The organism is Pseudomonas sp. GW822-FHT01E03 (assembly GCF_058802985.1).
Genome location: NZ_JBXAOQ010000002.1, coordinates 134,325 through 155,259, shown reverse-complemented (window position 1 = coordinate 155,259; position 20,935 = coordinate 134,325). Strand labels below are relative to the sequence as shown.

15 protein-coding genes are annotated in these 20,935 nt (G+C 60.8%); 4 read left to right on the top strand and 11 right to left on the bottom strand.

Annotated elements, in window-relative coordinates:
* Nucleotides 1-127 precede the first annotated feature (127 nt).
* A complete protein-coding gene (gene cls / locus AC1RP7_RS03910; protein ID WP_057712682.1) occupies nucleotides 128-1,567 on the top strand; it encodes a cardiolipin synthase in 1,440 nt (479 codons plus the stop codon).
* Here the strand turns inward: cls and cfaB are convergent.
* The 5 genes from cfaB to hflK (AC1RP7_RS03885) all read right to left on the bottom strand — a co-directional run bounded on the left by cfaB (nucleotide 1,564) and on the right by hflK (AC1RP7_RS03885) (nucleotide 8,921).
* Nucleotides 1,564-2,748 (bottom strand): C17 cyclopropane fatty acid synthase CfaB, encoded by a 1,185-nt coding sequence (cfaB, locus tag AC1RP7_RS03905; RefSeq protein ID WP_057712681.1) that lies wholly within the window; start codon nucleotides 2,746-2,748, stop codon nucleotides 1,564-1,566. The two genes, cls and cfaB, sit on opposite strands and share 4 nt — an antisense overlap.
* A gap of 218 nt (nucleotides 2,749-2,966) precedes the next feature.
* Nucleotides 2,967-4,877, bottom strand: a complete 1,911-nt coding sequence (locus AC1RP7_RS03900; RefSeq protein WP_492586518.1) for a cation-translocating P-type ATPase — start codon at nucleotides 4,875-4,877, stop codon at nucleotides 2,967-2,969.
* Nucleotides 4,874-5,932, bottom strand: a complete 1,059-nt coding sequence (gene hflK / locus AC1RP7_RS03895; protein ID WP_493181435.1) for a protease modulator HflK — start codon at nucleotides 5,930-5,932, stop codon at nucleotides 4,874-4,876. The genes AC1RP7_RS03900 and hflK (AC1RP7_RS03895) overlap by 4 nt, the downstream gene beginning before the upstream one ends.
* Entirely contained in the window at nucleotides 5,929-6,966 is a 1,038-nt protein-coding gene (gene hflC, locus AC1RP7_RS03890; protein WP_493181436.1) for a protease modulator HflC, read from the bottom strand. The genes hflK (AC1RP7_RS03895) and hflC overlap by 4 nt, the downstream gene beginning before the upstream one ends.
* The gene (hflK, locus tag AC1RP7_RS03885; RefSeq protein WP_493181458.1) at nucleotides 6,963-8,921 is read right to left on the bottom strand and encodes a protease modulator HflK; all 1,959 of its coding nucleotides are present in this window, start codon (nucleotides 8,919-8,921) and stop codon (nucleotides 6,963-6,965) included. Before hflK (AC1RP7_RS03885) ends, hflC begins: the two co-directional genes overlap by 4 nt.
* A gap of 214 nt (nucleotides 8,922-9,135) precedes the next feature.
* On the opposite strand from hflK (AC1RP7_RS03885), the gene lpdA reads away from it, so the two are divergent.
* Complete coding sequence (lpdA, locus tag AC1RP7_RS03880) at nucleotides 9,136-10,536, top strand: dihydrolipoyl dehydrogenase (protein ID WP_218494586.1); 1,401 nt, start codon at nucleotides 9,136-9,138, stop codon at nucleotides 10,534-10,536.
* A gap of 112 nt (nucleotides 10,537-10,648) precedes the next feature.
* Here lpdA and AC1RP7_RS03875 read toward each other — a convergent pair whose 3' ends face one another.
* Complete coding sequence (locus AC1RP7_RS03875) at nucleotides 10,649-11,122, bottom strand: Lrp/AsnC family transcriptional regulator (protein ID WP_057712676.1); 474 nt, start codon at nucleotides 11,120-11,122, stop codon at nucleotides 10,649-10,651.
* 145 nt (nucleotides 11,123-11,267) lie between these two features.
* On the opposite strand from AC1RP7_RS03875, the gene AC1RP7_RS03870 reads away from it, so the two are divergent.
* Nucleotides 11,268-11,897, top strand: a complete 630-nt coding sequence (locus AC1RP7_RS03870; protein ID WP_090452245.1) for a LysE family translocator — start codon at nucleotides 11,268-11,270, stop codon at nucleotides 11,895-11,897.
* Between the two features lie 3 nt (nucleotides 11,898-11,900).
* Here the strand turns inward: AC1RP7_RS03870 and AC1RP7_RS03865 are convergent, their stop codons facing one another.
* The 5 genes from AC1RP7_RS03865 to AC1RP7_RS03845 form a co-directional block, all read right to left on the bottom strand.
* Nucleotides 11,901-14,018, bottom strand: coding sequence for a hypothetical protein (locus tag AC1RP7_RS03865; protein WP_493181437.1), 2,118 nt, complete (start codon nucleotides 14,016-14,018; stop codon nucleotides 11,901-11,903).
* Nucleotides 14,005-15,201 (bottom strand): DUF3142 domain-containing protein, encoded by a 1,197-nt coding sequence (locus tag AC1RP7_RS03860; protein WP_493181438.1) that lies wholly within the window; start codon nucleotides 15,199-15,201, stop codon nucleotides 14,005-14,007. Before AC1RP7_RS03860 ends, AC1RP7_RS03865 begins: the two co-directional genes overlap by 14 nt.
* Nucleotides 15,202-15,475: 274 nt before the next feature.
* On the bottom strand, nucleotides 15,476-17,506 hold the full coding sequence (locus AC1RP7_RS03855; protein WP_493181439.1) for a 2Fe-2S iron-sulfur cluster-binding protein: 2,031 nt from the start codon (nucleotides 17,504-17,506) through the stop codon (nucleotides 15,476-15,478).
* Between the two features lie 63 nt (nucleotides 17,507-17,569).
* The gene (locus AC1RP7_RS03850) at nucleotides 17,570-18,196 is read right to left on the bottom strand and encodes a glutathione S-transferase family protein (protein WP_493181440.1); all 627 of its coding nucleotides are present in this window, start codon (nucleotides 18,194-18,196) and stop codon (nucleotides 17,570-17,572) included.
* 119 nt (nucleotides 18,197-18,315) lie between these two features.
* The gene (locus AC1RP7_RS03845) at nucleotides 18,316-19,218 is read right to left on the bottom strand and encodes a LysR family transcriptional regulator (RefSeq protein WP_407515813.1); all 903 of its coding nucleotides are present in this window, start codon (nucleotides 19,216-19,218) and stop codon (nucleotides 18,316-18,318) included.
* Between the two features lie 582 nt (nucleotides 19,219-19,800).
* Between AC1RP7_RS03845 and AC1RP7_RS03840 the strand changes: the two genes are divergently transcribed.
* The gene (locus AC1RP7_RS03840) at nucleotides 19,801-20,931 is read left to right on the top strand and encodes an AI-2E family transporter (protein WP_057712669.1); all 1,131 of its coding nucleotides are present in this window, start codon (nucleotides 19,801-19,803) and stop codon (nucleotides 20,929-20,931) included.
* Nucleotides 20,932-20,935 lie beyond the last annotated feature (4 nt).

Genomic DNA, 20,935 nt, shown 5'->3' with positions numbered 1-20,935 from the left:
AACTCCTGATCAGTAGTGGCCGTTAGACGTCAGCCGCGGGCTTCGGTTCATGGTCGAATTAATTAGCGACATTCTGCACGGAACATGGTCTGTTAAGCACTGAATCTTCAGGAGCAAGGCAGCCCCCATGGATTACTTCGGACCACATATTTTCGGTTATACCATCGCCCTGTTGCACTCGCTGGGCATGATTGCGGCCATACACGCCGTGTTGACCGTCCGTACCGCCCAAGGCTCGATCGCCTGGGCCCTGTCGCTGTTTTTCATCCCTTACCTGACGCTGATCCCTTACCTGATGTTCGGCCGCAGCACCTTTGATGGCTACATCAAGGCCCGGCGGCAGGCCAACGACGAGATGCGCAAGGCTGTTTCCGAACTCAACTGGCGACCCTGGGTAGAAGAAGCCCTCACCGCCCGCGCTTCGTCTGCCTACGCCTCACTCAGAGCGATGCCCAAGCTCGGACACATGCCCTGCCTGGCCAATAACCAGATGCGGTTGCTGATCAACGGCCAGTCGACGTTCGAGGCCATTTTCGATGCCATCGGCCAGGCGAAAGAGGCCGTGCTGATCCAGTTTTTCATCGTCCACGACGACCGTCTCGGTCAACGCCTGCAGACTTTGCTGTTGAAGAAAGCCGCCGAAGGCGTAGCGATCTATCTGTTGTATGACCGAATCGGCAGCCATTCCCTATCCAACGGCTACGTGCAGGCCTTGCGTGATGGCGGGGTCGAGGTCAAGGCTTTTGGCCCCCGTAATGGCTGGTTCAATCGCTTTCAGGTGAACTTCCGTAACCATCGCAAAATTGTGGTGGTGGACGGCATTCTCGGCTTCGTTGGCGGGCACAACGTCGGTGATGAATACATGGGCGAGAAACCGCCCCTGGCCCCTTGGCGCGATACCCACGTGCAAGTGCGCGGGCCAGTGGTGGCGTGCATGCAGGAGTCTTTCGCTGAAGACTGGTTCTGGGTGGCTCATGCCCTGCCGCCACTGATCCTGCCCGAGGTTTATCCGGAAGACGGCGTGCTGTGCCAGTTGCTCGCCAGCGGGCCGGCAGACGCCTACGAAACCTGTTCTCTGTTCTTTGTCGAAGCGATCCATGCAGCGACGGAACGGATCTGGATCACCAGCCCGTACTTCATCCCCGATGAAGCCGTATTCGCAGCGTTGCGTCTGGCGGTCCTGCGGGGTGTGGATGTGCGGCTGCTGTTACCGTCTCGACCCGACCATCGAATCGTCTACGCCGCCTCCAGCCTCTACGCCTTCGAAGCCGTGCGCGCCGGTGTTCGGGTGTTCCGTTACGAGCCAGGTTTCCTGCACCAGAAAGTGGTGTTGATCGACTACGAAATCAGCGCCATCGGCAGCGCCAATCTGGACAACCGTTCGTTCCGGCTGAATTTCGAAGTGATGTTGCTGACCGTCGACAGCGCCTTTGCCGCAGAGGTGGAACAGATGCTCAACGATGATTTCGCCAACGCCCACGAAATCGCCAAAGGAGAAGGCCGGGAGACTCACCGCCTGCAGCAGGTCGGCATGCGGGTCGCCCGGCTTATTTCGCCGGTTCTCTAGAGGTAGATATCGTCACGGGTCCATGGCAGTTCATGACTGCCATCGGCGTGGGCCTTCACCGCGAGAATCTGGTGCAGGTTGATCCAGCCCCGGGCAAAGGCGTAAGCGCAACCGGCCAGGTACAGCCGCCAGATACGCAGGGCTTGTTCCGGTACGAGTCTGGAGGCCGCTTCGAGGTTGTCCTCCAGGCGTTCGCTCCAGTGATCGAGCGTACGTGCGTAGTGCAGACGCAAGCTCTCGACGTCGACGATTTCCAGCCCGGCCTCACTGATCTCGGCAGAGATCATCGACAGGTGCGGCAGCTCGCCGTTGGGGAACACATATTTTCCAATGAATTCACCGGCACCGCGTCCCACCGGACGGCCATCGGTGTATTTGGCGGTGATCCCGTGGTTCATCACCAGGCCACCGTCTTTCACCGCGCCGAACAGGGTCTTGCAGTACTCGGCAAGATTGGCGTGACCGACGTGTTCGAACATGCCGACGCTGACAACCTTGTCGAAACGGCCATCCTGCGGCAGATCGCGATAGTCGAGCAGTTGCAGTTCGACCAGGTCCTCCAGGCCCTCCGCTTTTACGCGCTCCCGGGCCAGGGCCAACTGCTCCTTGCTGAGGGTGATACCGAACACTTTCGCGCCAAATTCTCGCGCAGCAAAACGCGCCAATCCGCCCCAACCACAACCCACATCCAGCAGATACTCGCCGGGCTGCAGGCGCAGCTTGCGGCACAAATGACGGAACTTGGCTTGCTGGGCCTGTTCCAGGGATTCGCTGCCGGTCTCGAAATAGGCGCAGGAATATGCCATGTCGCTGTCGAGCCACAGCTGATAGAACGCGTTGGAAAGGTCGTAGTGGTAGGAAATGGCCTTGGCGTCCATCTCTTTGTCGTGGGCGTTACGAACCGGCTGATTGTCGTCGCCTTCATCCAGCAACGCCTGGCTCCATTCATCGCAGACGCGGATCACATCGCTGATGGAGCCTTCAAGCTCAAGTTTGCCTTCGACAAATGCAGCACCAAGGGCGTCCAGGCTTGGATGGGTAAACTGGGTGACCATTTGTGGGTCCTTGACCACAATCGTGACACTGGGCGTCGGCCCCAGATTGAATTCATGGCCATCCCAGAGTCTCAGGCGAAGCGGCAATTGCAGATTCTGTAAGGCCGGTGGAAGATGCGCGAGCATGGAGAAGCCCCCTTGTTTCAGACGTCTAAACAGAGGGTAGACCATCTTTGAAAAATAGCTGGCTATCGAATTAATAGCCGTTTTCAATGATTCGCGACGCCAGAACCGGCCGCCGCGAACGCACAAAATGATGTGCCCTCATCTTCAAAGACTACGAACCGGGCGCACAGTTCTAAAAAGTTGAAGCCCCGTGATTACCCGGTTTAGAGCATTCGCCTTCAGGCTTCATCCTTGAGCTTGAGCAGTGGCTCCTGGAACCGCAGCAAACGACCGGCATTGCCCAACACCAGCAAGGTGCTGAGGTTGTGCAGCAACGCCGCAATCATCGCCCCGGCAGCGCCAAGCCAGCCGAACGCGGCGAAGGCCACGATCGCCAGGGTCCAACCTAGCCCGATGATCACATTCACCTGTAACGTTTGGCGGCACTGACGACTCAGGCGCACGCAAGTACCGAGGCGGCGCAGGTCACTGCCGATCAGCACGATATCCGCCGATGCCAGGGCGATGTCCGCACCGCCCGCGCCCATGGCGACACCCACCACGCCAGCCTTGAGGGCCAGGGAATCGTTGATCCCATCGCCGACCACCATCGGCCGGAAACCGCTGTCGATTTCCTTGAGCACACGCTTCAGTTTGTCTTCGGGCAGGGCCTGCGCTTCGACATCACTGATCCCGACATCCCGGGCGAGCGTTTGTGCGACGCTGTGCCGGTCACCGGTGAGCAACAACTGGCGACCCAACCCGAGGTCGCGCAACTCACCCAAGGCAAATTGCGCCTCGGGTTTGACGCTGTCGGCCAACAACAACCAGGCGAGAAATTCACCGTTGAGCGCCAGCCCGGCAATCGGACCGTCGTGATCGGGAACCTCCGTTGTACTGATGCCCAGTTGCGCGAACAGTTCCGGTCGGCCGAGCGCTGCTTCGCCCTGCCCGGTCATCGCCACCACGCCCAGGCCCTGGCGCTCATGGATGTCAGTAAGCAGCAGGAAATGCTCCTGGGTCACCAACCCCGCCAGCGCACGGCTGACCGGGTGACTGCTGGCCGAGCCAAGGCTGGCGGCGAGCTTCAGGAGATGACTGCGATCCTCCAGCGGACTGTCGATGGATTGCAGGCGCAAGGTGCCGAAGGTCAGCGTCCCGGTCTTGTCGACCACCAGCGAAGTCAGGTCCGCCAACTCTTCAAGGAACGCAGAACTGCGAATCAGAATCCCGTGGCGTGCCGCTACCGCCACCCCGGCAATCGCCGTGGCCGGCGCCGACAACACCAGCGCACAAGGACAGGCCGCCACCAACACCGCGAGCATCGCTTGAGCGTTGTTGGTGATGAACCAGGTCACCGCCGCCAGCAGCAACACCAGCACCATATAGCTGCCCGCGTAACGCTCCAGCAGACGAGTGATCGGCGGTTTCGAGCGCTCGGCGTTTTGCATCAGGGCGATGACTTTGCCGAGGGTCGATTCCTGGCCGGTGCGGGTCACTTCGATCCGTAGCAGACCGTCGAGGTTGATCGCGCCGCCGAACACCGACATGCCGACGCCCGCCTCCATCGGTACCGATTCGCCGGTAATGGAGGCGGTGTCCAGGCTGGCCTGGCCGGACAACACCCGGCCATCCGCGGGCACCCTGTCCCCGGCGCGTACCTCGACCAGGTCGCCCGCCTTGAGCGTACCGTTGTCGACTTCGATGATGGAGCCGTCCGCCTGAACCTTGCGCGCGTGGCTGCGGGTCAATTTGCCGAGGGCATGAATCGCCTCCTGGGAACCAATCACGCTGCGCTCTTCCAGCACGTGGCCAAAAATCATGATGATCGGCAACAGCGCCGCCGTCAGCAGATCGCCGGTGGCCCAGGCACCCAGCATGGCCAGGGCGATCAATTGATCGGTGATGCCGTGCAGGCTTGGATAACGCAGGCTGTACCAGGCTGAACGCATGACCGGAACGGCGACCAGCAGCGAGGCAAAACCCAGCAGCAGCTGACTGACACCAGTCTGCTCCGGCGCCAGCCAACGCCAGATCAAGCCCAGCGCAAGCAGGCCCAACGCAAGCATGGCCAGGGTCAACTGGCGCGCGGCGCGGCGCTGTTCGGCCGATGACAACAGGCTCGGTACGGCGGCGGTTTGAGCGGTCATTGTGCAGCTCCCTGAATGATCAGGCGGGAATCGTCTTTGGGATCGACCGTGGTGACCGAACCGGCCTGACCGAGAATTTTCGGCAACCGCTCGCGATAAATGCGTAGCAGCATTTGCGGATCAATGCCCTGTTGTTGCGCCTTGGCCAGGCTCAACACAGTGGCCGTGTCGGTAGACGCTTTGGCCAGTCGCTCACTGGCCTTGGCATGGGCAACTTGTAATGTTCTGTCGGCTTGCTCGTTGGCAGTTTGCGTCAGCTTTTCGGCTTCGGTACGCGCATTGGCCACGGCTTTGTCGGCTTGCTGACTGGCTGTCAGGACCGCATTGAAGGCATTGACCGCCGGGCTTGGCAGACTCGATTGCACATCGACCCGCGCCACTTCGATCCCCAAGCCCTGCCCCGTTGCGGTGAGTTCGGCCAGCCGTTGATTGATGCCCTGCACCAGATCGCCACGCAAGCGCTCGCGCCGTTCCGCCGCCTGGCTATCAGCGCCGATCAATTCCGGGCGAGCGACCAGGATAGTGTCCAGATCCCGTGCGGCCGTGAGCGCGACCGCACTGCGGGTCACCAGACGATCCAGTGCCGGCAACACGTGTTCGCCCTGAAGCACGAACGTATAGGGCTCGGTGACTTTGTAGAAAACCCGCACATCGAGTTGCACCACACCGGCATCACCCGTTAACAGATAGCCGGAGCCTGCGAGGGCATCGCTGATGGGCGTGGCAAAACTGGCCACGCGATCTGCCTGCATCGCGGCACCACTGCGCAACAAGCCTTCCACTCGGCGCTCGATCACCCGATCCGCCGCCGGCAACAAAATCACCTGCTCGAACGGTTGTGGCCAGGCCAATAACAGCCCGGCATTCTGAATGCGATCCAGCGCGCCGAAATGCAAAACCACTGCGCGATTCTGCGGATCAATCTGCCGCACATTGGAAAACGCCCACGCCAATGCCGCCAACACCGTCACCGCGTAGAGGGCGAGAAACGCCAAGCGCCCAGCCTGAATCCAGGGGCTGCTCAACTCATTTGTTCCACGTGGAACCAAACTCATGGCTGCGATCCGGACTTGTTGTCGAGGCTCGGCGGACCGTCAACCAGGACCCGGAACGGTGCGGTGTCGGTACGCAGAATCAGCTTGGTTCCTGGCGTCACCACTGTGCCCAAGGTGTCGAGCGAGCGCAGCAAGTTGTAGAGCTGCGGCGATTGCGCGTAGGCGCGGCCATAAATCTGCGCCGCTTCGACGCGCGATTGCGCTTCGATATCTGCTGCTTTCACCGTGGCATCGGCCTGCACAATTCGCGCATCACGCTCGGCGGCGGAACGAATTTGCGCGGCTTCACGCTTGCCGATGGCCGTGCGCTCAGTAGCGATGGTTTCGCGCTCGGCACGCATCCGGTCGACTGTCGCGGTGAGCGTCACCGAAGGCAGCGTCAATCGCTCGATACCGACCTGCAACACGCGCACACCATAAGTGGTGAGCAACTGCTGATCTATTTGCTTGCGCAGTTGTGTTTCGAAATCGGCGATGCGTACCTGGCTGGCATCTGTATTGACGAGATTCGCCAGATCAAAACTGCTGGCGGTGGTTTCCAGCGCGGAGCCGACAAAGGTGCGAATCTGCCGCGCGGCTTCATCGGGCTGGTTCTGCACCGCCCGCATGAAACGTTGCACATTGTCCGGATCGCCCTGCACCTGCCACGCCACATAGGCCTGAACGATGATGCGCAGACCGTCTCGTGTGCCGACATCCTGCAAACCGCTGGACGTGGTACGCAGCCGCAGATCCACAGGGATCGCCGCTTCGAACGGTGCCGGCCAGCGCCAGCCCAGTCCCGGCTCCAGCAAGACCCGTGAGGGGTTGCCGAAGCGCGTGATCACCGTGGCCTCACCCGAGCGCACCTGCACCAGGCTCGCGGCAGCGACCGCAAACGCCACCAGCAATGCCGCCCACCCCATCCGACGCCATGGGAATGGACCGGCCTCCTGCGGATCGCCGTGATGATGATGGCCGTGGTGATGGTGCCCGCCATGGCCGTGATCGTGGCCGCCGTGGTCATCGTGATCGTGAGTATGGGACTGGCTCAATTGGCAGCTCCTGGCTGAGCGGTTTTACGCGACGGCGCAGGGTCAACCGGCAGCGCGAACGTACGGAGGTCGATGGTCGGCGCATTGCTGCTGCCGCCCAGACGATGATCAAGAACCAGCAACTTGGCATTGGCCAAACCCTGGGATAGTTGGCTGAAATACTGCTCCAGCACAAAGGCCTGACCGGCGCTGGCATAGGCTTTTTGTTCGGCGTTGAATTTCAGGTCCGCTGCCTGGGCGCCAGCATTGATTTCGCGGGCGCTGGCCGTCGCCTGATCGCGGGCGATGCTGGCTTGCAACTGCGCCTGATTGGTAGCTTCGGCAGCGGCACCACGTTCACGGGCGATCAAGGCTTGCGCGCCAATCTGCGCCGCTTGCACGCCGTGATAGGCGTTGGCTGCACCGGCCGGGGGGTGAATCGCCTCGACCACCGTGGCGAGAATTTCCACGCCGCTGTCGAGTTTTTGCAGGTCCACCTGAACCGCGCGGCCGATCTCTTCAGCCAGCCCTACCCTGTCCTCGCCAAGCAATCCGTCGAGAGTGCGCGAGGCGAAGTCGTGAACCAGGATTCGGCTGGCGGTGCTGCGAATCAACATCGGTACATCGGCACTGTTATAGGTCGCAGCCAACGCCGCCTCATCGCTCAGACCAATGCGATAGACGAAGCGTACGTCCATGTTGACGATCTGAAAGCTCTGCTTGTCGGCTCGGCTGCTGGCGATCACCTGGGATTTGTCGTTCACGTGGCTGGCGTCCCACAGACGATTGGCAACTGCCGGGGCCGGGCCTTCAGCGGGGTCCGCCTGAGCAGTGGCCGTGGTTTCGCCAACACTGGTGGCCAACTCGTGTACCACGCCATTCTCGACGCTCAACACCCGGCCCAATGGCCAAGGCAACCCCATATGCAAACCTGGGCCAAACACCTCCACTGGCTTACCGAATCGTTCGTAGATGCCACGCTCTTGCAGGGCAATTTCGTGAATGCCGGTCAGCGACCAGCCAACAAGTGCAACCACCGCCAACACCGGCAGGAAGGCCCGACGCATGTAACTGAAGGCCCAGATCTGCCGCAGATCGATGCCGAAGCGGTTATGCAATTCGTGCTGCAACGCCAGCAATGGCTGTGGTGGCCAGCGCAACATGTCAGCGATAAAACTGCGCGCCAGTAGCTCTGGCTCAAGACGTTCACGGCGCGGGCTGAACAATGACAACACCGCGCGCAGCAACAGTTCTGCCGCCACCAGCCCCGGCAGCAGTCCAATCAACACCGCCAGGCGTACGGGCCATACCGAGGTTTCATCGGCAAACAACAGACAAAAAGCACCGAGCGCCAGGCTGATGATCGCCACACGGATCAATTGCGCCAACGTGGCGGCTTCAGGCCATTGCGCGGTGTTTTCCTGCGCCAGATGACGCTCCATCACCAACAGGCCGAACGCCAACAGCAAGAAGCACGCTGCCCCGACATTGGCTGTCAGCCCCAGTGCTGCCGGGGGCAATGTGAGGTTCCAGGCCTGTTCGACGCCCAATACCGCCAACAATGCCCAGCTACCAAGCCACAGCGTTGGCGCGCCGATTTGCCCGAGCAGGTGCTGCGATTGCAGGCTGATCCGGTCCAGCAAACGCTCATACCACCCCGAAGGCGCGACAGACTCGTCGACAACAACCAATGGCACTGCGGGATTCATGGCGCGGGCACGCCACTGGGTTATCCACCAGGCCGATTGCAAACCGGCCATCAACACCACAGACGCCGCGCTCAGGTTCAGCAGCAACGCCGGCCACAGTGTTTGCGATGCAAACAGCCCGGCAAAAAACGCCAGCAGCACACCTACCGTCGCGAGCACGCCCGCACCGATGGCGAACTGGCGCAAACGCCGCCCTTGAATGAACGCCTGCTGAAAGCGCGGCAACCCGGCTAACGGCGTTTCATCAACATCGAGATCGACTTGCATACCACCCCAGAATGTCTTCGCTTGCATGGCAATTCGTTACGATATAACGAAAATGGTGAAATTTTCGTACTCGAGCGCGCTATCTAAAGATGCCCAACCTGTCACTTGGCTGAAGCCTTGACCGAAATGCGACAGAACGCACATATTACGTTCGTAATTTTACTCAGGAACTACTTTTACCCATCCCTTCCCCATTCGATCCAGGAGTACATCCATGAGCACTTATGACGTCGTGATACTCGGCGGTGGCCCCGGCGGTTACAACGCGGCGATCCGCGCCGGACAACTGGGTCTGAAAGCTGCCTGCGTGGAAGGACGCGCCACACTCGGCGGCACCTGCCTGAACGTCGGTTGCATGCCATCCAAGGCGTTGCTGCATGCCTCCGAACTGTACGACGCGGCCAAGGGCGCGGAATTCGCCAATCTGGGGATCGAAGTCAAACCCGTGCTCAACCTCAACCAGATGATGAAGCAAAAGGATGAAAGCGTTACCGGGCTGACCAAGGGCATCGAGTTTCTTTTCCGCAAGAACAAGGTCGACTGGATCAGAGGCTGGGGCCACATCGACGGGCCGGGCAAAGTCACGGTGACCGATAGCGCCGGCGGCAAGACCGAACTGAGTGCCAGGGACATCATCATCGCCACCGGTTCCGAGCCTACGCCCCTGCCCGGCGTGGATATCGATAACAAACGCATCCTCGACTCCACCGGTGCCCTGGCGCTGACCGAGGTGCCCAAGCATCTGGTAGTGATCGGCGCCGGCGTGATCGGCCTGGAGCTGGGTTCGGTCTGGCGACGCCTTGGGGCACAGGTAACGGTGGTCGAGTTTCTCGACCGGATCTGCCCCGGTGTGGACATCGAAGCCGGCAAAACCCTGCAGCGCTCCCTGAGCAAACAAGGCTTGAGTTTCAAATTGAGTTCAAAAGTGACCAGCGCCACCTCCTCCGCCACCGGCGTGCAGCTCAGCATCGAGCCTGCCGCAGGCGGTGCCGCCGAGCTACTGGAAGCGGATTACGTATTGGTGGCCATCGGGCGCCGACCTTATACACAGGGCCTGGGCCTGGAGAACGTCGGCCTCGCCACGGACAAGCGCGGCATGCTCGCCAACAAGGGGCATCGCACCGAAGCCGCCGGGATCTGGGTGATTGGTGACGTGACCTCCGGCCCCATGCTCGCCCACAAGGCCGAGGACGAAGCCATGGCCTGCGTCGAGCAGATGGTCGGCAAGGCTGGCGAGGTCAATTACAACCTGATCCCCAGTGTGGTCTACACCAAACCGGAGCTGGCCAGCGTCGGCAAAACCGAAGAGCAGCTCAAGGCTGAAGGTCGGGCGTACAAGGTCGGCAAGTTTCCCTTTACCGCCAACAGCCGGGCGAAGATCAACCACGAGACCGAAGGCTTCGCCAAAGTGCTGGCCGATGAACGCACGGACGAAGTCCTCGGCGTGCATCTGGTTGGTCCGAGCGTCAGTGAAATGATTGGCGAGTATTGCGTGGCCATGGAGTTCAGCGCCTCGGCCGAGGACATCGCCCTGACCTGCCATCCACACCCGACTCGCTCCGAGGCCTTGCGCCAGGCGGCGATGAATGTGGAGGGGATGGCGACGCAGATGTAAGACTTGAAGAGTTGCAGTGACTGATTTATCGCCTTCGCGAGCAGGCTCGCTCCCACATGGTTTGCGCTGTACCTGTGGGAGCGAGCTTGCTCGCGATGGCAGGCAACTCGGTCTACAGCGGCAAATGCTCCAGCGGCAACACCCCCGGGGCCTTCACAGTATGAATCGCAAAGTTGCTGCGGATGTCGCTCACCCCCGGCAACTTCAACAAACGCCCGGTGAGAAACCGGTCATAGGCACGCAAGTCCGGCACCACTACTTGCAGCAGAAAATCCGACTCTCCTGATACCAGAAACGCCGAAATCACCTCCGGCAATGCCGTCACCGCCAGGCGGAAGGCTTCGGCTTGCTCATCGTTATGACGCTCGACCTTGACCCCGACAAACACCGTCAGCCCCAACCCCACTTCGTCGCGGTCCAGATTGGCCTGGTAGCCGCGAATCACCCCCGCCTCTTCAAGCATCCGAACCCGGCGCAAGCAAGGCGATGCCGACAGACCGATCTCGTCTGCCAGTTGCACATTGCTCAAGCGGCCATCCCGTTGCAGTGCGGCGAGAATCTTGCGGTCGTAGGCGTCGAGTTTCATGGTTTGGCAGATCCTGATGGTTCAATCTTGATTAAGTGGCAGATTATGCCAATACATGACCCGATAGAAGCTGACAACGCAAGCACCTGCCCCGCCCTTCAGCCCTAGACTGGCACGACCAAATCGACAACGAATGGGGTGCAACATGCAAGGTCTCTGGCTGTTTTTCATGGCACTGGCGGTGGTCTACCTGTTGCCGGGGCCCGACATGATCCTGCTGTTGCAGACCGGTGCCCGCCAAGGCAAAGGCGCTGCGCTGGCCACGGCCGTGGGCCTGGGCATTGCCCGGGGTTGCCATGTGGCATTGGCGGCGCTGGGGCTGGCGGCACTGTTCAAGGCAGCGCCCTGGACGTTCGACGTGGTACGCCTGGCCGGTGCCGCGTACCTGCTGTGGATCGGCATTCAGTGCCTGCGAACCACGATGCTGCCGAGCCTCACCAGCGCCGACACAACCGGCGAAAAACCGCGCTGGGGCGCAGCCATCCGACGCGGACTGCTGACCAACCTGCTCAATCCCAAGGCACTGCTGTTCTGTTCGGTGCTGCTGCCGCAATTCATCGACCCACAGTCTGGGCCGGTGCTCGGGCAATTTGCGACCTTGGGCGTGGTGCTGGTTAGTGTCGGGTTGCTGTTCGACAGCGCATACGCCCTGGTCGGCGCCGCACTCGGCCGTTGGCTGCAAAGCAGCCCCTCAGCCCAGCGCCTGCAACAATGGTTGTTCGGCAGCCTGTTGATCGGTTTCGCCGTGCGGCTGACCTTTGTGCAACAGGCTTGAACCTCACTGCGCCTTGCGGCGGCGGCGTTTGAACATCAACAGCGCGGCTGCCGCGAACGCCACTACGCTACCAACCTGTAACGGCATCTTGTACGGCCGCAAGGCCGAACGCGCAGCGTCTGTCACTTGGGTCACGTAGCGTTTGTCGGCGTTTTCGAAGTCGGGGTACGGGCACTGGTGGCCGAAATCGGCGGCCCATTCCACGTAAGGCCCTTCTTTGACATAACGCTGATATATCGCACTTTGCTCTTCGAGGCTGCTGTTCCACCCCGACGCCTCGCACAGCACGGCCGCAAACGCCTGACTGGTGTGAGGCAAGTTATCCGCCGCCCTGCTCGCCAGCGCGGTGGCCACGAAGCGATAGTGATAACGCTGATCAGGCTGGGCAGCGCTGGCCTGCTGGCGCTTCACTTCGTCCTCGGCCACCAAAGGACCGACCTTGAGTTCGGTGTTTTCGAGAATGTAGTTACCGCCGAACGTGGCGTAATCCGGCGCCATTTCATAGCCCAGAATGTCCATGCCCCACTCGCGTGCCGTCCAGGCCGCATTGAACAGAGCAGCGGCACGACGGGTCGGCCACCAGGCTGAATCAGCTGCCAGACGTTGCTCGCCATACAGCTTTGCCTTGTGCCGCAAGCCGTCATTGTCGAAGTACGCTGGCGCCTGCTCGTAATGCCCCTCGCGCAACAGCCGACGGCCCAGCAGATTGCGCAGGCTCGCCGCCACCGGCAAGGGCACGTAGTTGTCGCGGTCCTGTTGGCTGAGCGGCGGCGGGGCCGGCACTTGAGTGTCTACGTAGTGCTTGAGTTCGTCGAGGGTCAACACGCGCTCGGCGACGGTGGCGGCGTCGAACCAGTAAATGCTTTGGCTGCGATACAACTGATCGAAGGCTTGCAGGTAATCCCCGCGTTGCAAGGCCAGGATCGCACTTTCACCCTCGACCCGGCATTTGGGCTGGAGTGTTTCGTAATCGAAGTCCGGTGTGCGGCGCTCGCCCCAGGACTCATTCTGCGGGAAGGCCTGCGCCGCTTTGGCATAGGCTGCGGCGGCCGCGCTCTTATCGCCCTCGCGCACCGCCAGTTTTGCCCGCAGCCACCAGGCCAACCCACCATCGCCAGCCTGTTCGAGGAAAGCCTTGGCGCTGGCGTAATCACCCTGTTGATAATTCATCGCCGCCAGGCGGTCGGCGTTTTCGAGACTGCCACGGGTACTGTTTTGCAGCAGCTTGATCATTTTCTGTTCGTTGGGCGGTTGATCACCGAACGACCACCCCAACCGACTGATCAGGGATGCTGTCACCAATTGCTGCACTGGCTGGCCCTTGAGCAACTCGGCCACTTGATCATCCGGCAGCGTCATCAGGTCCGCCATCAACAGCTTCAACGAGGTGTAGCCCACCGCGGAGCCGTGCAGATTCTGCGTGGCGTACAACTCGATGGCGCGGTTCCAGTCGCCAGCGGTGCGCACCACCCGGGCTTCTTCACCGAGGCTGGCGACACCCAGTTCCAGTGGATCACTGAAGCCGTCGATGCTCAGTTGCCGGGTTTGCTCGAAGGCGTCGCAGGATTGTTCGAGCAGATCCGGAGCCGCATTGGCTTCGGCGCTCATGGCGAACAACGCTCGACCCAACGAGTAAGCCGCCCAGGTACTGCGCGAGGCCCGTTGCTCTGCGGGCAGGGCCAGCACTTTCTTGAAATACCCGGCGGCCAAGGCAGGATCACCCGCGGCAAATGCCACAGCGCCGGCCAGGTACAACCTGAGCTCAGGCGGCAGTTGCGCGCCCTCGCTTTCGACCTGGCGGGCATCGGTCAGGCTGCGCAAGTGTTTCACCAGCACCTGTTGCTCGGCGGAAAGTCCCGCCTGCTCGGCTTGATCGCGCAGCGCTACAGCGTCAGGTACATCCGTGTAGTCAACGCCAGCGGTGACGTTCTTCAACCCGTTGATGGCGTGGCCGAGGCGGCTGATTTCGAAGCTGAAGTTGCCTTCCGGCAGTTCCGCCAGCGACTGGCCTCGGTTATCCAGCAGGCGCATGGGGAAGTCCGGGCCGCAGGCCAATGCCGAACCCAGCGGCAGGCTGAGGCTCAGGCAAAGCAAATGACGCGGCCAGTTACGGATGAACATTCGAACCTCCTTGATCAATGTGTGCGCAGCGAGCCCAACCAACGGCACGCTGTCCGCCGGCTGGTATTCGGCCATCGCGCAGGCGGGTGAAGGTAAGCAGATCCGGACGCTGTTGCAACGCGTAACCGGCCAAGGCATCGGCCCCCTCACAACCGCTGACCGCCAGTGTCAGGCGTTCGGGCCAGGCGCTGTCGAGATTGCCCTGGTTGCTGATGCCGATGTCATAGAGGCCATTGTCGACCGAGAGTTTCAGTTTCAATTGACTGTCGAGGACATCACCACGCGCCACGGCGAGCAAAGTGGTCAAGCTCCAGGCCCGACGGTCGTTGGCCAATGGCAGGCGAAACCAGATCAGGCCCGCCAGATGTTTCGGTGGATCGGCACGCAACTCGGTGCCGAGGGTGCGCAATGACTGAGGGTCGGCAAGCAATTCCCGACGCAGCCCTTCACGCTCCACCGTCACTTCGCTTTCCACAACGGGCGCGCCACCCGCCGAGGGCAGCAACGCCACGCCATAGGCCGGCAGCGCCAGATAGAACGGTTTCGTCGTGATACGGCTCCAGGCCTTCGCCCATTGCCGGGCCTGATCAGCATCGAACAAGCCACGACGCGGATCGCTCACCGCGTGCACCTGCAACACACTGCTGTCGACTGTGGATAACAGCGCCGGCAGTTCGCGACTGTCGAGCCAGGATGGCAACGCGGTGATGCTCAGTACCAGCGAAGTCGGCAATGCTCCGCGCAACTGCGCGAGAAATTGGCGGTACTCCGGTAGCCGAGCGTTACCGGCATCGTGGTCGATTTCCACGCCGGCGAGGTTCAGCCCCTGTCCCTGCCAGTCGCCGATCACCTGGCGGATTTGCGCTGTGATCTCATCCTGATCCAGCGCCTTGAGCTGCCCATCCAGGCGAATCACCGCAATCACCGGCCGGCCATCGCGCTTGAGCAGTGCCGGGTCAATCCGGGCTCGACTCCAGCCCGCGTTGGGAAAGGCCTGCAAGGCCAGCACCCGCAACGTCGAAAAGTCGGCGCGGCTATCCCTGAGGGCAGCGTCGTGGGCCGGCGTCCACTGCCGCTGCCAGACGTAAAGCTGTTGATCCAGCGGCGGTGCATCCTGTCTTTCGCAACCGGTGGTGAGCGCCAGCGCCATCAGCAAGACCATCGAGCGAGTGAAAAAAACCATTGAAACGCCTGTTCCTGAAATGCAGAAAGGGCCTGTGCGGTGAATGCCAGTCAGTTAAGCGTTTAAACACCGCAAACCTTGTGGGAGCGAGCTTGCTCGCGATGACGGTTGGACAGTCACACAAGGGGTGCCTGACGGTCCGCTATCGCGAGCAAGCTCGCTCCCACAATGTCCGGGGCTTAACTGACAGGCACTACCCTCTGCGGCCCTTGTTCGTTCTGCCCCTACCCTACTCAGCCATCGACCGGCGGGCAATGTTCGCCTGCAATGATATTCAGATATCGAGTACCAGCGGTTGCGCGCCCTGCGCCGGAATCGCACAGCAAATCAGCACCTGTCCATCATCCGGCACCTCCGCTGGCGGCAGTGGGTAATGCACCTGACCGCTGATCAAGCGTGTTTTGCAGGTGCCGCAGGAGCCGCCGCGACAACTGAATTCCGGGCGCAGGCCACGGCTTTCCGCCAACTCCAGCAAGCTGCCGCCGTCTGGCTGCCAGCGCGCCTCCTTGGCCGAACGCTGGAACACCACGGGCACGGACGTGGTGGCGGCTGGCGGTTGTTCGATGACCACCGCATCGGGGTCCGGTCGCCGGCGCAAGGTGGACGGGCCGAAGGTTTCGGCGTGAATCCGCGAATCGCGAATGTCCAACTCGCGCAAGCCGTCGTACAACGCCTGGGTAAAACTCCCGGGACCGCAGACCACAAAATCCGGCTGATCGTAGTCCGCGACTGTCAGCAGATCCTTGAGCAGCGCGACGTCGATCCGTCCACTGAGGTCGAAGTCCTCTCCTTGTATCGCCTCGGCTTCCGGTTGACTGAGCAAACGCACTACCCGCACCGCGTCACCGGCATCCTCGAGCAAGCGATCCAGTTCGCGGCGAAATGGCTGGTCGGCCAGCGTGCGCGAACTCTGGATGAACCATGTCGGCCGGATACGGCGGGTGCGTAACCCTTGGTAAACCACTTCCCGCAGCATCGATAACAGCGGCGTGATGCCGACCCCGGCCGCCAACAACACCAAGGGTCGACGCTCATGGGGCGCCACGGTGAAATGCCCTTGCGGCGCCCGCGCCTCCAACAGGTCGCCGACACGAATCTGCTCATGCAAATGCGTAGACACCCGTCCGTCACGCTTCACGCTGATGCGGAAAAAATCATCGGACGGTGCGCTCGATAAACTGTACGTGCGGATATGCACATCGCCGTCAATGTTCAAGCGCAAAGGCAAATGCTGCCCGGCCTGGAACAGTGGCAACCCCGCTCCGTCGGCGGGCTCCAGGTAAAGCGAGCGAATGCTGTGGCTTTGCGCTTCAATCCGCGTCACCCGCAACGGCCGCCACTGATCGCCCAGGGCCTTGGCCTGCAAACGCGCCTTGGCCTGCTCCCAGGTACCGGTGAGCAAACTGGTGGGTGAAACGCCGTCGAAGCGCCAGCGCAACGACAGGGCAGCCGGACGACGTACCACTTGCTCGACATCGATTGTCCACAGGCGCTCGGCCCCCTGGAACGCCTCGACCTGAGGACCGTCCAGGATGATTTCGGTGCGCCCACTGAGCTGCAGCAAATCACCGGTATTGAAATCGATGAACAATAACCCGGCCCGGGGATTGAGCAGCAGGTTGCCCAAGGTGTTGAAATGCAGGTTGCCGGCGAAATCCGGAATGGTCAGGCGATTGCCTTCCACCTGTACGAAACCGGCCTGACCGCCGCGGTGAGAAACATCCACCGAGCGTTCACCGTCGACGTCCACATAACTGGCAACGAAAAAGGTGTCCGCCTCGGCGATCATGGCTTTGGTCGTGTCATCCAGTTCGCCGAAATGCTGGGCGGCACGGGTCGCAGGATCGGTCAGCGGCACCGAGCGAAACTGGCGCAACTGAATGTACTGCGGGCAATTGCCGAAGGACTGGTCCACCGTCACCGCGAAACCATCCATGGTCATGGCACTGACATGCCCATTGATGCGGTTGCGGCGGCGGGTGTGCAACTCGATGCCCAGCAGTCCGATGGCCGAGCCTTCGCTCAACTGCGCGGGATCATCAAAGGCCGGCAGACTGCGAAATTGCAGCAAGCCAGGTTCTGGCGAATGTGCGAAACCGGGCTGGCCTTCAAGGACACTGGCCCAGGGATGACCGTCGGCATCCACCGCTGCGTACAGCATGAACGGCAATTGTTGATAGAAGGTGCGGTGCTGGTCCGGCATCTCGCTGCGAATCACCTTACGACCGAACGCCTCCATTCGTTCGGCAACGCCCACATGCGCCTGCAATTGTTTCTCGCCGGCATGCCAGGGTGAACGGTCCATACGGCTGCTCCCTTGCGCCTGTGGCGCAGAACGGGGCGGCCCGGCAACACCGGGCCACCAGCATCAGGCGGTTTTTTGCAGGCCGGCGACGGTGCGCGGCATGCCGACAAAACCCGGCAAGGCTTCGATGCGGGCCAGCCAGGCACGAATGTTGGTGTACTCGTCCAGCGACACATTACCCTCAGGCGCATGGGCGATGTAGCTGTAGGCGGCGACGTCGGCAATCGTCGGATCAGTGCCAGCCAGATACGGCGTATCGGCCAATTCGTGATCGATTACCTTGAGCACGGTATGGGCATAGGCAACCACTTCTGCAGCGTTGTAAGGCGCGCCGAACACAGTAATCAATCTTGCCCGGGCAGGGCCGAAGGCAATCGGACCGGCAGCCACCGACAACCAGCGTTGGACCTTGGCGGCCCCTACCGGATCAGCCGGTAGCCAGCGACCGTTGCCGTACTTTTGCGCCAGGTAAACCAGAATCGCGTTGGAATCGGCCAACACCACGCCCTGATCATCAATCACCGGCACCTGACCGAAAGCATTGAGCGCGAGGAACGCCGGTTGCTTGTGTTCGCCTTGGGCGAGGTCAACGAAGATCAATTCGGTCGGCAGTTTCAGCAGGGACAGCATCAACTCGACACGATGAGCGTGGCCGGAACGTGGGAAGTTGTAGAGTTTGATCGCTTGCATGGTCGACACCTCGGGTGAGTGGTGCTGTTCAGGGGAGAGATGGGTCGTATCTTCTACCCTCGACCAAAACAACAGAATCACCAGCAAACGCAATCCATTATTTCACCGGATGAAATAACTCAACGCCTGAGCGCCGGATGCTCGCGCAGCGTGTTCACCGCGAAATCAACAAAACTGCGCACCCGGGCCGGTGCTTTACGTCCGCCCTGATAGACCACATGGATGGGCAACGGCGGCAGTTCGAAGTCCGCCAGAATGATTTCCAGCTCTCCGGCAGCCACCTTGCTCGCGACTTGATAAGACAGCACCCGCGTGAAGCCTAACCCCAAACTGGCCGCCGTGATGGCTGCCTGATTCGCCGTCACCACCAGTCGCGGTTCAGCCCGCACGCTCAAGGTTTCGCCGTCTTCGATGAATGGCCAACTCCTGAGTTGGCCAATAGCAGAAGTCGCAATAATCGGCGCCTGGGCCAGTTCCCGGGGATGTCGGGGCCGACCATGGCTGGCGAGAAACTGTGGCGAGGCGCAGATCACCCGCCGCACGTCCCCCACACGGATCGCATGCTGATTGCTGTCAGGGAGTTCGCCAATGCGGATGGCCACATCGACGCCCTCCTCGACCACGCTCACGATCCGGTCCACCAGCAGCGCGTTGATGCACACCTCGGGGAATTGCGTCAGATAATTCACCATCAACGGCGTGACAAACAGCTCGCCAAACAAGACCGGTGCGGTGATGGTCAGTTGCCCACGGGGATGGATATGGCTGCCCGCTGCCGAGTCCTCGGCTTCCTGCACCTCGGCGAGAATTCTCCGACAATCCTCCAGATATCGCTGACCGGCCTCGCTCAAATAAACGCTGCGCGTCGTACGCGTGAGCAGTTGTGTGCCTATTCGCTTCTCCAGCGCCGCGACCGCTCGGGTGACGCTGGCCGCCGACAGACCCAAACCCCGCGCCGCCGCCGAAAAACCCTGCTCCTTGGCGACAGCAGCGAAGACCTGCATTTCCTGGAAGCGGTCCATGGGACTGTCCTCATTTCAGATAGATAAACCGCAACCGAAGGCCGGAATGTTAAGCGCAAATGTTCAACAACATAGTTGGGCGCCAGACCATCAGGTAAATCAATGGGCTACTGCACTGTAGCGCCTGCACCGCAAAAACCAAGCGTGTCACAAACCTCAAAAAGCGGACCGGGGATTATTGATAATTAATGACGATTATTTTCTTGCGACGGGTGCGACTGTTGGCAATTATTCTGATCAACCCGCTGCAACGGCAAATGCCCGGTAGAGAAAAAGGAGCCATTGGCTCAGCTTCCAAACCGCTTCAGTCAAGGGCTCGCAGCGGACTCCATCAACTGCAGCAGGATTCCAGCCTGTATAAACAGGCGGAATATACGACTGCTCCTATACTACAAACCACCTGTTACCTATTGGGTTTTTGGTAGGTACCTCATTGAAGTTTTCTCTACTTAAAGTAAGGCGTTATCGGTTTTTAACGCTTTGACGGCTGTCCGTCGATCCTGCTTTATGGATTCACTTAGTAGAGAAGAGTTGAACTTCAACGGCCTGGCTAACCTGTGTGACACAGCAAGGAGTTCGACAATGTTGCGCACTAACATTTCCGCTAGAGCACTGTCCGGTGGTTTGCTCGATGTACTGATTCGCGCCGGGTTGATTACGGTGCTGGTACTGTTCTGCTTCCAGATCTTCCACCCCTTCCTCAACCTGATGCTCTGGGCAATGATTCTGGCCATCACCCTGTATCCACTGCATGCGCTCATCAAGCGCAAGCTGGTCAACAAGGACGGTCGTGCCGCCACCCTGATCGTGGTGGTCGCCCTGGCTTTGCTGATGGTACCGATCTACCTGCTGGGCACCTCGATCAGTGAATCGGTCCAGGGCACCCTGGCGGTCCTCAAGTCCGATACGTTGCAGATTCCGCTCCCCAGCGAAAAAATCGCTTCCCTGCCGCTCATAGGCGAGCCGCTCTATGGCTACTGGATGCAGGCCGCCACCGACATGAGCAGCGTGCTCATGAAGCTGATGCCTTACATCAAGTCCGTCGGCCTGACCTTGTTGGGCAAAATGGCCGATGTTGGCGTGGGCTTTCTGTTGTTCATCGGCGCCCTGATCATTGCCGGCGTGTTCATGGCCTATGGCGAAAACGGCGAAAGAAGCGCCCTGGCCATCACCTCGCGCCTTTCCGGACCAGAGCGTGGGCCACGCATTACCGTGCTCTGCACTGCAACCATCCGCGCGGTCGCCCAGGGCGTAGTGGGCATCGCGTTCATTCAGATGTTGCTGGTCGGCGTGGGCTTCGTGCTCATGGGTGTCCCCGGTGCCGGGCTACTGGCCATGGTGGCGCTGTTGATGGGGATCATGCAATTGCCGGTACTGCTGGTTACCCTTCCGGTGATCGCTTTTGTCTTCGCCACCGAAGGGACCAGCCTGGCCACCGTCGTGTTTGGCATCTACAGCCTGATTGCCGGGATGGCCGACAACGTCCTCAAACCGTTGATGCTGGGTCGTGGCGTCGATGTCCCGATGCCGGTGATTCTGATTGGCGCCCTGGGCGGCATGGTAAGCGGCGGCTTCATCGGTTTGTTCATCGGGCCGGTGGCGCTGGCGGTGGGCTACCAATTGTTCTGGCAATGGGTCCAGGACCAACCGTCTGCCGAGCTAATGAACGAGACACCCGAGATCGAGGCGTTGAACGATCAGCGTCCTGTCTGAGGAG